The organism is Blastopirellula sp. SH421 (assembly GCF_057808535.1).
This window is the reverse complement of sequence record NZ_CM173712.1, coordinates 461267-474010: the sequence shown is the minus strand read 5'-3', so window position 1 is coordinate 474010 and position 12744 is coordinate 461267. Positions and strand designations below refer to the sequence as shown.

General features: G+C 55.9%; 11 protein-coding genes. 3 read left to right on the top strand and 8 right to left on the bottom strand.

The window, feature by feature from the left end:
- Positions 1-88: 88 nt before the first annotated feature.
- The 4 genes from SH421x_RS01900 to SH421x_RS01885 form a co-directional block, all read right to left on the bottom strand.
- Positions 89-841, bottom strand: a complete 753-nt coding sequence (locus SH421x_RS01900) for a C39 family peptidase (protein WP_488853617.1) — start codon at positions 839-841, stop codon at positions 89-91.
- Positions 842-906: 65 nt separating this feature from the next.
- Positions 907-3330, bottom strand: coding sequence for a hypothetical protein (locus SH421x_RS01895; protein WP_488853616.1), 2424 nt, complete (start codon positions 3328-3330; stop codon positions 907-909).
- A 115-nt stretch (positions 3331-3445) separates the two neighbouring features.
- Positions 3446-4705, bottom strand: coding sequence for a purple acid phosphatase family protein (locus tag SH421x_RS01890; RefSeq protein WP_488853615.1), 1260 nt, complete (start codon positions 4703-4705; stop codon positions 3446-3448).
- 124 nt (positions 4706-4829) lie between these two features.
- Positions 4830-5228, bottom strand: coding sequence for a hypothetical protein (locus SH421x_RS01885; RefSeq protein WP_488853614.1), 399 nt, complete (start codon positions 5226-5228; stop codon positions 4830-4832).
- Between the two features lie 132 nt (positions 5229-5360).
- Between SH421x_RS01885 and SH421x_RS01880 the strand changes: the two genes are divergently transcribed.
- Both SH421x_RS01880 and SH421x_RS01875 read left to right on the top strand, forming a co-directional pair.
- Complete coding sequence (locus SH421x_RS01880; RefSeq protein WP_488853613.1) at positions 5361-6161, top strand: response regulator transcription factor; 801 nt, start codon at positions 5361-5363, stop codon at positions 6159-6161.
- Positions 6162-6167: 6 nt separating this feature from the next.
- Positions 6168-7604 carry an ATP-binding protein gene (locus tag SH421x_RS01875; protein WP_488853612.1) on the top strand — a complete coding sequence of 479 codons (1437 nt, stop codon included), beginning with the start codon at positions 6168-6170 and terminating at the stop codon, positions 7602-7604.
- A 9-nt stretch (positions 7605-7613) separates the two neighbouring features.
- On the opposite strand, the gene SH421x_RS01870 is transcribed toward SH421x_RS01875, so the two are convergent.
- The 4 genes from SH421x_RS01870 to SH421x_RS01855 form a co-directional block, all read right to left on the bottom strand.
- Positions 7614-8564 carry an aldo/keto reductase gene (locus SH421x_RS01870; RefSeq protein WP_488853611.1) on the bottom strand — a complete coding sequence of 317 codons (951 nt, stop codon included), beginning with the start codon at positions 8562-8564 and terminating at the stop codon, positions 7614-7616.
- Between the two features lie 115 nt (positions 8565-8679).
- Positions 8680-9063, bottom strand: a complete 384-nt coding sequence (locus tag SH421x_RS01865) for a hypothetical protein (RefSeq protein WP_488853610.1) — start codon at positions 9061-9063, stop codon at positions 8680-8682.
- Positions 9064-9194: 131 nt separating this feature from the next.
- Complete coding sequence (locus tag SH421x_RS01860) at positions 9195-9554, bottom strand: 4a-hydroxytetrahydrobiopterin dehydratase (RefSeq protein WP_488853609.1); 360 nt, start codon at positions 9552-9554, stop codon at positions 9195-9197.
- A 38-nt stretch (positions 9555-9592) separates the two neighbouring features.
- Complete coding sequence (locus SH421x_RS01855; RefSeq protein WP_488853608.1) at positions 9593-11296, bottom strand: tetratricopeptide repeat protein; 1704 nt, start codon at positions 11294-11296, stop codon at positions 9593-9595.
- Between the two features lie 153 nt (positions 11297-11449).
- Here SH421x_RS01855 and SH421x_RS01850 point away from each other — a divergent pair, with 153 nt between their 5' ends.
- Entirely contained in the window at positions 11450-12733 is a 1284-nt protein-coding gene (locus tag SH421x_RS01850) for an outer membrane protein assembly factor BamB family protein (RefSeq protein WP_488853607.1), read from the top strand.
- Positions 12734-12744 lie beyond the last annotated feature (11 nt).

Genomic DNA, 12744 nt, shown 5'->3' with positions numbered 1-12744 from the left:
CCTTGCCGCGATTTCGCCGCGGAGCGCGACAGCGCAAATCCGCGCTGCAAATGATGATGAAATATCGGAGATAACGGGGCGGCAGCTGTTAGACTTTGCCGGTGGGTTCGATCACCAGCAGATTGGCGTCATACGTCAGAACTCCAAGCATGATCGCGCATAACAATCGATCGATTTTCACATCGTAGTGATGTTCCTCTCCCAACGGATTGGGCAGATAGGGATCGGCCACGCTGACCGTTCCGGCCTGTTTATCATAGCCATGCAACACAACAAAGTGCCCAACGGCATAGCCCCGGACGTCATCCGGCCGGCAGTCTTCGCCAAATTCGCGGGGAGTGCCGTACAGGTAGGTAGCGCTCAGTCCGGTCAAAATTGGCAAATCAAGTTTCAAAAACCGACGTAGCAGCGAAGCCTTTAAATCCTCCATCGCGATCACCCCACCTAGCTCCAGAAACTGGACATAGGCGCGGCTGGCGGTAACCAGCTTGGGATCAGATTTGACCAACAACTGGGCATGCAGCCGCTCAATCAGCCGCCGCTTATGGAACGCAGCGACTTCCTCTGCGGACTTCAGCGGCTCGGTCGGGGGATAAAACCACGACGGATCAAACACCGTCAAGTTGTAGGTGTAAATTGTCGCTTTGTACCCTTTTCGCAACGCATGGCAACCGAGTAAAACTGCCAGCGTCCCCCCCTCATCAAGCTTCGGCGTTTCGCGGATGACCTGCGCCAGCGGCAGCTCGTCATCGAAATAGCGAAAGACCGCATGCAGACACGTTGGTCCGCATGTTGTTTCGTCGGGCTGAGGAAGAATGTCGAGATGGAGTGATTTTGCCATAAGCGCGAATTTTTACCGCGAAGCGCTCCGGCGGGAAGTCCACTTCCCCCCGCGACGGCAAAATTTTATTCGTAGGCAAGCTGCGCCGAGGCGGTCGTCGGGCCATCTGCGACCGTTCTCAGCCAATAAGCGTGCAGCGCGGTGGGGAACTCATGCGTTACCAACTTGCCCGGTTCGACAAAAAAAGTCTGATACTGCACCCAATCTCCGTCTCCCGTAATGTCGATTTCGACCCGAATATTGACCGGTTCGGCCCCTTGCTGCGACAGCGTGAGGGTCCGTTTGTCAAATCCGTTCATTAAATACGGGTCCGACGGCGCATCAGCGGCGACTTTTGTGTCGAGCCAGGGACCGCCGCGGCCAACCGCTTTCCCTATTTGCCACAGATCGTCGACCGCTCCCACCCAAATCGCTCCGTCTCCCTCACTACTGCGCACAATGTGGTCGCTCGCGGCGGCGTCAAGCGCCACTCCGGTCAAAACCAACAGCCCCCGATAGCTGCAATAATCATGGATTCGCAGGTCATGCGCAGCGATCGGGCGAATCTTGGCGAACCCGCCAGCATTATTGGCCGGCAGCTCGTAAAAGATGTTTGAGCAATGAAACAGATCCCGCTCGGTGCAAACTTCGCGGTCAATCCGAACCGGCCCGGCGGCGCTTTCGGCCACATCAATATGTCGCGGCAATCGCCAAGTCTTGCCGTCGTCGTCCACAAAAATCAGTGACGCCGCGTCCGACGACATCACGTCAGTCGGCGGAGTCGCGTGCTGCTTCAGCCAGGCCTGGGAGCTGGTGTCCGTCAGCGGCACAAGCTTCAGATCGGCGGAGGCTTCAAAATTTGCCTCCGCGACCAGCTTGCCCTCTTTGACAACGCTGGAGACCAACTGCAACGACCGTAGATTTTCTCCCCTGGCCCGCACCAAACCGGCCAAAAAATTGGTCGCATCATGCTTGGCCAGGCCAGCAAACTGGTCGCTGGCGCTGGTCGATCGCGGATCTGCGTTGGAAAAATGAAACGAAGCTGTCACATCTTGGCAGTCCTGATCGGTTTGAATCCGAATCCACGCCGCTTCTGGATCACGAGACAAATCAATCCAGGCGTATCCTGCCGGGGGCACTTCAACGGTACGCAGCTTCTTCCACTGGCCATTGCCTTGCGGATCGGTCTGCAACGTGAATGTGACCGCAGCATCCTCGGCATGGGTCAGATGAACCCCGCGATGCGCGAAACCGCCAGCCAACATCGGATCGGACGGGACGTCGGCTTGGGTCGGATCATGCAACCAAACGGCGCCGCGAGCAATCGGAGGGCCCAGCTGATCAATTTTTGCGGCGTTGACAAACCACAGGTTCGACTGCGATTGGCCAGGTCCGATCAGATCTCCTTTGGCTTTTCGCTTGTTCAAAAACTCGGCCTTGGCCGTATCGTCGCAGCCAAAGACAACATGGTCGTTCCATTGGCAGAAGTCGCCGATCACTTTCAAGTAGTTGCTGCGAGCCGCAATGCCGGCCGACGACTTGGGGGTGAAGTTCTTTGGAAATCGCCAAAACAAACCATGCATCGTCATCAGCAGATCTGTTTCTCCGATATCGCGAATCCGCGGCCACTCGGTGTTCCAGCCATGCGCGCCGTCATAGCAATGGCTACCCTTGGGCAGGCGATAGGTGTGCCACTTCCCTTGATACAACACTAGCAAAATCAGCGAGCGATTATCCCAGCCGACGCTCCAAATCGGATCGTTGGCCGGATCGCTGTTGCCGTAGATCCCGCCGGGGCCGGTTACTTCAGTAAACTGGTTGCGGCGAACCACTTGCCATTTCTCGCCGTCCCACTCAGCCAAACAGCCTGAGTCAACATCAGGGCGTTGGCGAGCCAAGGCGCTGTTCTCGCCGTTGTTGGCGTAAACCAAACGACCTTGTCCGCTGTAGAGTCCCTTGCCGTGGTAGCCCGGCAGCAAATCGCCCCCTTTGTTTTTTTGGCGATTGCCATCTTGATACAGTTCGGTGACAGCCAGTGATTTAACATCGACTTCATAAAACCCTTCTTCCATCGTCGCATAGTAGATCTTGCCGGTCGGGTCGGTCAGATGCCGCGCAGTACCGGTCAACCGGCCAAACATCACCTTGGGAGGAATCACGCGAACCTCACGCTCGGCGTCGATCGCATACGGCCCGATAAAAAGCTGATTCGACTCGCGATGAATCAGTCGATTGGCTGGCGTTCCTCCGACACTCTCAGGGCGAATGACCATGTTCAGATTGCTATCGATCTCGTACAGCTTGTCGCTGGATCCGTTGGGCAGATGCGGGCCATAGGTGATGACCCACAACCGATCGGCCCACGGCACTACCGCACCGGTCCCGCACTCCCCTTCGTTATTGAAGTAGGCCAAGTGCGGATAAATACCGGAATAGGATTTCGGAGCCTGAGCGACAGTAGACGAAACCAGCGTAACTGCCATTACCGCAGCAAGAGCAAATCGAGTCATGACTAACTGCACGCGAAAGAAGATTCGGGGGGCGAGGGAATCCTCTTATCTTACTTCATGCCACGCAGGATTTCGACTGATCCGCTGCACCGTCTCCTCTGAGAATGCAGCGGCTTTAGCCCCGTTTGGAGGCTCGTTTGCTGACGGTCGTCACAACATCGGCAATCTTGCCGGTATCTTCGATCGCGATATGGAACCGACGTTCCCCTTCGAGTCGGTGAAGCGTGACGTGATAGGCTTCACTGGTTTTCGCCAGATAAGGGCGTTCTTCCGGCCGCTTGGGCGCCCGCACTTTGCCCCACGAGCCATCCCCGAGATAGTGGACGCCATACGGATCGATGCGACCATCGGTCAACGGATGCGTGCGTTTGAAAGTGTGGTCGTGATGCTCCAGCACAACGTCAACCTTATGCTTTTCAAACAACGGACACCACAACTGCCGCTGCTCTTCGCCGATGCCCAGTTGCTCATCCTCTCCTGTGGGATTGCGGTAAGAAGGATAGCACGGGACATGGTTGATCCCAAACAAGTGTGGAATCTCGGCCCGCTCAGCCAACGTCTTTTCCAGCCATGCTGTCTGCTCTCCTTTGACTTCAGCGATGTGCCCAGTGTCGAGCAGCACCAAGCTCAAATAGTCGCCAAAGTCGAGCGCGCCAAAGGTTACGTCCGAATAGAAGACGTCAAAGACCGAGAGATAGCTCCCCGCCTGATCGCGCCGACCGCCATAGTGATCCTTGACTTCATGATTGCCAAGGCAACTGACCAGCGGAATCAGACGATCCTCTGAGTCGACCATGGTCTCGGCATAGTTTTGAAGGAACTTCAAAAAAGTCTTAGGAGAAGTTCCGTTGTCGTAGGCCAGGTCGCCTCCGATCATGACAAAATAAGGATCTTGGCTCGCAGCGACCTTGTTCGAGCTGACGGCATGCTTGCCGGTTCCGGCATCGCCGCCAGAGACAAAACAAAACTCGTTGGTAGCTTTGGACGGCATGGTTCGAAAGCGATAATGCCGCTTCGTATCGCCGACCGCAAACTTGTACTCGCTCCCCTGCTCTAGCCCGGTCAGTTCGCAGCGCAGCACCTGCAGATCAGTCCCCGGAAATGGTTTTGCCATCACCGTCGCAGTTCGCCAAATCCCCCCTTTCAGCAACGTGTAAGAAATCTGCTCCGCGGCGTCCGACTTGCCAACCCATTGGATGACCATCGTTGTGGTCGGATCTTGGCGCCAAGTGAGAAATAACGAATCATGCGGCTCGGCCGGAGCTCCGCCAACGTGCGGCGATTTGTCTTTCGCCAGCAGACAACTCCCCAGCGTGAGCGCGGACGCTCCTCCCAAAGTTGCTTGCAAAAAACGACGACGATCGACTACGGACATTCCAAAGATCCAAACAAGAGGGGAAATAGGAGGTGGGGCGCAACGGCGTGGGGGAAGAATTCCCTTTTAATCGAAAACATAGCTGAAAACCATGCGTTTCATCAGTTTTGCAGCGCACCTTTGGTTAAATGGGACGCCAAAAGAATGGGAGCAGAACCACATGCTGACTCTCGTGCGTCGCCGTTTTGATTTGTCGCTCCAGCGATTCTTCCCAATTTGTCGAGAACTGGATGGATTGCCAACCGAGCGAGATGCAATGCAGCACCAAGTCCACGCGACTTGCCAGACCCGGCAAGCGGGCTGTGTGGGTGACGATTGTCAATTGCAGTCCCCGATGCTGTCGTCGAATCGCATCGACGATGGGCGACGAAAAATGATCTTCAAACGCGGCCACGATCGAGACCTTCAAATAGGCGTTGGACTGATCCAGTTGGCGCCATCGTTGATAAAACTCAGTCGCCGAGCGATAGGTTAGAAGTTCCGTTGTGGCGATCCGGTTGGAACAGGGCAAAGGTGTCAGCATCGATTTGATTCACCGGAAAGTATACGCGTGATTCCTACGATGGATCTTATCGCGATACCGTTAAGGTGCGAGTGATGCGAACCTAAAGATTTCTTTAGATAAGCGCCCAAATGCTCTGCGGATCCACGAAACATGAAGCCGATTTTATGTTTCAATCTCGGTCTCTTCGGACGCGGCGAGGTAGAATGGAGCACCTACTTCTTCCAACCTGTAACATCCTTTCCTAGTCTCACGCGTATGAGCAGTCGAATCCTGATTATCGAAGATGAACCCCGCATCGTCGACTTTCTGCAACGTGGTCTGACCGAGGAAGGCTACCAAGTCGAATCGGCGGCAGACGGAGCCGCTGGCCGCATTTCGCTCGAAAACGGCTCATGGGACTTAGTGCTGCTCGACTGGTGGCTGCCAGGCGAAGACGGGGTCGATTTACTGCGGCGTTTCCGTCGACAAAATCAAACGACGCCGGTCCTCTTCCTGACGGCGCGCGACGCGGTCGAGCAACGTGTCGAAGGACTCGATGCAGGCGCCGACGACTATCTCTGCAAACCGTTTTCGTTTGAAGAGCTGTTGGCGCGCGTCCGAGCGCTGCTGCGCCGACCAGACCAAAAGTCAAATCTGAAGCTAGAAGGCTTTGGCATTCAAGCTGATTTATCAAGCCAACAAGCGACGCGAAACGGTTTGGCGTTGAACCTGACCGCCAAAGAGTTTTCGTTGTTATGCCTATTTCTCAAACATCCCGGCGCTGTGCTGACGCGGACGCGAATCTTTGAAGCGGTCTGGGGAGATCAATTCGACGGCTTGTCCAACACGATCGAAGTTCACGTCAAAGAGCTACGGCGAAAATTAGAAGCGATCGGACCACGCGTGATCCAAACGCGCCGCAACCGGGGGTACGTCTTGCAACCAGAACTAGAATCAGAAGCGGAAACATAGGATCGCATGCGTCTGGTCAATCGAATCTCGCTCTTCTTTCTCGCGGCGCTAGCGATCTGCTTGATCGGCTACTCGGCGACGATGTATGTGCTGATCCGCCAGCACTTGTATCACGCGTTCGACGATCATCTCCGTAATTCACTGCATGTCCTTTCCGCGGCAATCGAAGTAGAAAGCGACGCGGTGAAATGGCAACCCTCGGAACACACCATTCACCTGGGTGACGGAAACGATGAGGTTCGCTGGTTGATTATCGAAGAACCAAGCGGCGTGGTGGACGCCTCTGGGAATCTCGATCTACGACAACCGGCCGATCGCCAGTTGCTAGAAATCGGCTCGCAAATTCATTCTCAACAGGGCGAATTTTCTAGCTTCGGACATTGGAGAATCTTGCAATCCCGCCTTGTCGCGATCGAGCCCAAACCAGATCGCGACCGCGATCCAGACGAGTTTGCCCATGTGATCGTCACCGTGGCCCGCAACTCGCAACGTTTAAACGCCGATCTCTGGCGACTCGCGGCGCTTGCCTGCGGATTGCCGGTGATTCTTTGGATCTTGGCCGCAGTCGTCGGTCGTACTTACTGCCGCCGAGCGCTGCGACCAGTCTCCGACATGGCTCGCCAAGCTCGCTCCATTACCGGCTTCCAAACCAGCGCACGCTTGCCGGTCTCGCGTCGTCCGGATGAGCTCGCCTCGCTGGCCGCGGCCTTCAATGATCTGTTGGATCGATTACAAATTTCGTATCAGCAGCAGCAACGTTTCACCGGCGATGCGGCCCATCAACTGCGGACCCCCTTAACCGTCTTGCTAGGACAAATCGACGTCGCAATGCGCCGCCCTCGCAGCGAGGCCGAATATCGCGACTTGCTGCAGACCCTGCGCGACCAAACCGACGAACTGCAACAAATCGTGACCTCGCTGCTGTTCATCGCCAGAGCAGAAGGGCATGCCGAGTTGCCTGACCGCGAAACGATCCTCCTGTCAAACTGGCTACAAAACTATCGCCGCAAGTGGGAGCCACATTCACGCAGCACCGATATCACGTTTACCTTGCAAACCGATGCGCAGTTAAGCACTTCTCCTTCATTACTATCGCAAGCGATCGATAACCTGTTGCAAAACGCGGTCAAATATAGCGACGCAGGCACGCCGATCGAACTCTCCGTGCAAGCAAGCGCTCCCCACCAGCTAGAAATTGTTGTCCGCGATCGCGGCGCCGGCATCGCGGCGGACGATCTCGATTCGATCTTCGATCCCTTTTTCCGCAGCGAAGCGGCGCGCCGCAGCGGCGCCATCGGCACCGGTCTCGGTCTTACGATCGTGAGCCGGATTGCGGCGGTCTTGGGTGGAAACATCGATTGCGAAAGTCGCCTGCAACAGGGGAGCCGATTCGTCTTGCAACTCCCCTGCGAGTCTCTCTCTGCTTGCAACGTTCAGGTCTAATCTCCAGCGCTAAGCAGACGCCTGATCGAGGGCGCGCATGTCTTCACCGTCCAGTTTCAACGCAATCGCCGTCGTCATCGCATCCAGATGACTGGCTTTGGTTGCGCTAGCGATCGGCGCAGCGACCCAGGGCTTGGCCAAGATCCACGCCAGCGCGACGGCCGCCATGCTGACGTCATGCTTGGTCGCAACCTCTTCCAAGGCTTTTAAAACACCGGGGGCGTGAGGGTTATCGAGATACTTTTCGACGCGCCCGCCACGCAAGCTTTGGCTTAGGTCATCGCTGCTACGGTACTTGCCTGAGAGAAATCCGCTCGCCAATGAGAAGTACGTGATCGCGGCCAACTGCCATTTCTCGCACAGCGGCGCGTACTCGGATTCAAATTTCTCGCGCGCCAGCAAATGGTACTCAGGCTGGATCACATGGTAAGCGGCCCCATTGTGCTGGGCGCTGGCCGCAAGCGACGCTTCGATCCGCTCGGCCGAGAGATTGGATGCACCCAGCCAACGGACCTTGCCTTCTTGAACCAGCTTGTCAAACGCACCCATCGTCGCTTCGACCGGCGTTCGCAAGTCGTCAAAATGAGAGAAGTAAAGATCGATCCGATCGGTTTGCAAGCGGCGGAGCGAATCTTCGACTCCCTCGGCGATATGCGCGGGGCTCAGATCATGATGCCCCTGCCCCATGTCATGACCAACCTTGGTGATGAGCGTGATCTGATCACGGTTGCCGCGCGACTTCATCCAGTTGCCGAGGATCGTTTCGGACTCGCCTCCTTGATTGCCGGGAACCCAGCGAGAATAGGCGTTAGCCGTGTCGATCGCCGTCAAGCCGCGCTGCTGCAACTGATCAAGCATCGCGAACGACGCCGCTTCGTCTAATGTCCAACCAAAGACGTTGCCGCCAAAGACGATCGGCGGGATTTGTAGATCGGTTTTCCCTAATTGGCGCAACAACATCAGACATCTCCTTTGATTTTCGTTCAGCTTTCGCTCTCTCCACGAAAATCTAAGCCGTTGCGGCGCGAAGACAACCCCCTCTCAAATCACTGCGTGTGAGCCGTCTTACACAAGCCTAAATGGCGCCGCCGCGCAGATTTGCGTCACGGATCGCATCGAGCGCCGGCAGCACCGCAAAGTGCGAAAAATAGATCGTCAACGCAATCGGCGCCACAACCGTCAGCCCCAATGTCACCACCGTCACCAAGACCTTAGTCAGCACGCTCAACTTGGGACTAATCACAATCAGCGGCAAGGCCATCGGCCCCAACGTCAACAACAGCACCAGCAATAGCGCAGGACTACGCAGAGTAAAGTCAAACGCCTCTTTAAAACCACCGCCGGCTTGCGGCACAGCATACTGCGGCTGCGGCAACAGTTCTCCACTACGAGCGGATTTCGCCGCCGGTAGCGCCGTCGATGCCGGGACAAGATCGTCGGGGTAACTTGCGTGAACCATGAGAAGCCTGAGAGGAAACAAAAAAGGAACGGCATTCGCCGTTCCTTGTGCCGATAGCGACGCCGAGTCACTAGAACTCGGGCCGCCAAGGGAAGCTTACGTTATTTCCACCGGTCAGGGCGGATCTTTTTTTACTTTAAATCAATCGGCAATTCGTCGATTTTGGCCGCCAAGATGAAGTCATTTTCGCTCAAACCGCCGATCGCGTGCGTCCACAGCTCGATCCAGATATTGCGATATCCTTCGAGATGCAAATCAGGATGATGTCCGTCCGCTTCGGCGACTTCGGCAACTTGGTTGAAGAACTTCAGGCCAGCCATAAAGTTTTTTACCGTCCAGTTTTTGCGAATCCGCTGGCCATCTTGGGTCAACTGCCAACCGTTGAGGTAGGCAAGTTGCTTGTTGGCTTCGCTCAACGAGCAAGGCTCTACCCCTCCTTCGCACGGCTTGCACTTCTGCTGAACCAACTGGTTCGATTCTAAGATTTCCATCGCATGCCTCCTTCCGACATTTGCTTCGAGTTACGTCGTTACTCGCCCGCTTGCTTGTCGGCCTTTGGCTCGGCCGCTTCTTCCTGCTTTGCATCGGCCGGCTTTTCTTCTGCTGCTGTTTTCTTCTCCGCTGCCGGCTTCTCCTCTGCGGTACTCTTTTCTGGCGTTTCCTGCTTTTCGCGCCACGGCTTTTTCTGCTCGTAGCTCGCCAGCTCTTCTTTCAGGTGCCCGATGATATCTTCATCTGATCCTTTGTCGACCGCCTTCTGCGCCCACTTTTTCGCTTCTTCAAAATCGCCAACTTCCGCATTTGCGGCGGCCAGCGTGCTCAGGATATGGGGAGCATCGTACTTGGTCACTTCGCAGGCCTTCTTCGCGAGCTCTAACGAACGTTTTCCGTTGCGCAGATCATCTTGCGGAGAAGTCGCCAAGACCCAGGCCAAATTGTTCAAAATATGATCATCGTTCGGCTGCAATTTCAGCGCCTGCTCATAACCCTCGATCGCTTGCTTTTGCTCGCCGATCGAAAGCTGGGCATTGCTGCGACCGCTCAGCGCTTGCCAGCTATCTGGCGACTTCTTCAGCACGGTGTCGAAAATCTGAATCGCTTTTCGCGGCTGACCATCCGAATTGTAGATCATCCCGATTTGAATCAAGATCGATTCGTTTTTCGGATCGCGTTGCAACAGCGTTTCCAGGTCTTTGATCGCTTGCGCAAACTTGCCTTGCTGCGTTAGCACAACGCTGCGCAGGATGATCGCATCCGGCAGGTTCGCTTCGATTCCCAGAATCCGATCCAGATCTTGCTCGGCGTCCGCCGGTCGATCAAGGTCGATATACAGACGGGCTCTCATCATCAAAGCCGGAATCGAACGAGGTATGAACGCAAGGACCTGATCCAGGTCAGCAATCGCCCCTTCCGGATCTTCGGCCAGCACCTTCAACCGCGCTCGCAACAAATAGCCGACCGGCGAACCGGGATGCTCGGCGACCGTCTTGTCGAGCAGCGCGATCGCTTCATCAAACTTCTTCATCCCGGCCAGCGTATCGGCGTAGGCTTGCAATACCGCGACGTCGTTCGGGTTCTTTTCCATCACCTGCTTCAAGTCGGCCGAAGCTTTCTCAAAGTTTTCTTGCTGCAAATACAAGACGCCGCGCAGCTTCAGCGCGTCGACATTGTCGGGATCGGTGGCGACCGCTTTGGTCAGCTTTTCAATCTGTAACTTGGGATCTTCTTCCAAGGTCGCCGACATCATGATCGCTTTGGAGAGCTGTTGGTCATCTTCTGTCAGATTTTCGATTGCGGCTTCAAGCGCCTTTTTCGCTTCGTCCTTGTCACCGCCCGGCAGCACCAGCAGCCGTGATTTCAGCAGCTGCATCTCGCCCAGGTTCGGATCAACCTTCAGCGCCCGATTGGCGTCGGCCAGCGCTTTATCACGCAGCTCTTTCCACTGGGCGACCGGGGGATCACGTTCAAAAATTCCGGCGGCGATCGTCTGGGCGCGTTGATACAGCACCGACGTCAACAATTGCTTGGCGAACGCCTGGTCATCGGCCGTCAAGCCTTTTTCCAAAGCGGACTCACTGAGGGTGATGACTTTTTCCAAGTCGTCCACCGATTCGGCCGACAGCTTCAGATCAACTGCCTTGTCCAGATCGGCTTGACCTGCAGATTGGGCCCACAACGGCGCGGCCATCAATAGCAGCAGCAACGATGTGATCCAGCGAGTTTGCGAAAACATCAGCGGAACTCCTCTCCATACAGAATGTAGGCATACAAACGCTCTATCCTGCGCATTATGCCCGAGTTGGGCGATCAAAGCCACGCGGATTTCTTCACATTCCAATTCACGATACGATGACAGCGTCCCCCTACCGACTCAGAGTAACGCCCCATGAGACATTATTTTCTCTTTCTCGCGTTCATTTTACCGGTCACTTGGGCATGTTCGCCGCCGCAACCGGTCCAAGAGGTCCGTGTCCGCAGCCAAGTCGTAAGCCAGGCGCCACCGATCGCGGTTTCGGCCGCCGATTGGCCCTGGTGGCGCGGATTGAACCACAATAATCAGGCCACCGGACCTACTCCTCCGAACGAAATCAACGCTCAAATGATCCTGTGGCAGGCCGAAATCCCCGGTCTGGGACATTCCACACCGATCTTATTAGGTGAAAAACTGTATCTAACCACGGCCGACGATGCAGCGCAAACTCAATCGCTGCTCGCGTTTGACGCTGCGACCGGCGACAAGCTGTGGTCAACCCAGGTGCATGAAGGAAATTTCATGAATATGCACCCGAAAAACTCCCAAGCCTCGGCGACGCCGGCGACCGACGGGACCAATATCTATACCTTGTTCATGGTCAATGACGGCATCTGGGCGACAGCCATCTCGCCGGCAGGAAAAATCTTGTGGCAAAAAGAAGCCGGCCCCTTCCGCAGTCAGCATGGCTACGGCAGTTCGCCGTTGATCTTTGAATCGCTGTTGATCGTCCAGGCCGATTGCAACGGCTCTGGCTTTATCGCGGCGCTCGATCGCGGCAGCGGCGAGATCGTCTGGCGAACTTCGCGTCCCCACGGCAACAGCTACGGCTCGCCAACCATCGCCCAAATCGCTGGCCGTCCCCAATTGATCCTCAGCGGACAATATCGACTAGATAGTTATGACCCAAATACCGGCGAGCCGATTTGGAACTATTCAGGCCTAGCCGAAACAACCGCCAATACGCCGCAAGTCGTCGGCGACACGGTCTACGCGAGCGGCGGATACCCCGATCCATTTGTCATCGCTATCCGTGCAGGCGGGACGGGGCAACTCGATCCATCGCAGCAGATCTGGGAACAGCGCAAAAAGGTTTACGTCCCGTCGCTGCTGGTCGACGGCGATTTCGTCTATGCAATCGGGGATGACGGGGTCGCCGTTTGTTACGATGCGAAGACCGGCGAGGAACAATGGAAAGAACGGTTAGGCGGCGGTTTCAGCGCTTCGCCCACGTTGATCGGTGATCTGATCTATATTCCCAATGAAGCCGGCGAAATGTTTGTGTTGAAAGCAGGAGCCCAATTCAAGCAAGTCTCCTCGGGCAAACTTTCCGGTGCAGGATTCGCCAGTCCGGTAATTGTCGGCGGCCGGATCTATTGGCGCACCTCGACCCATATTTACTGTCTTGCCAGGCAATAGGCTCGTGCAAG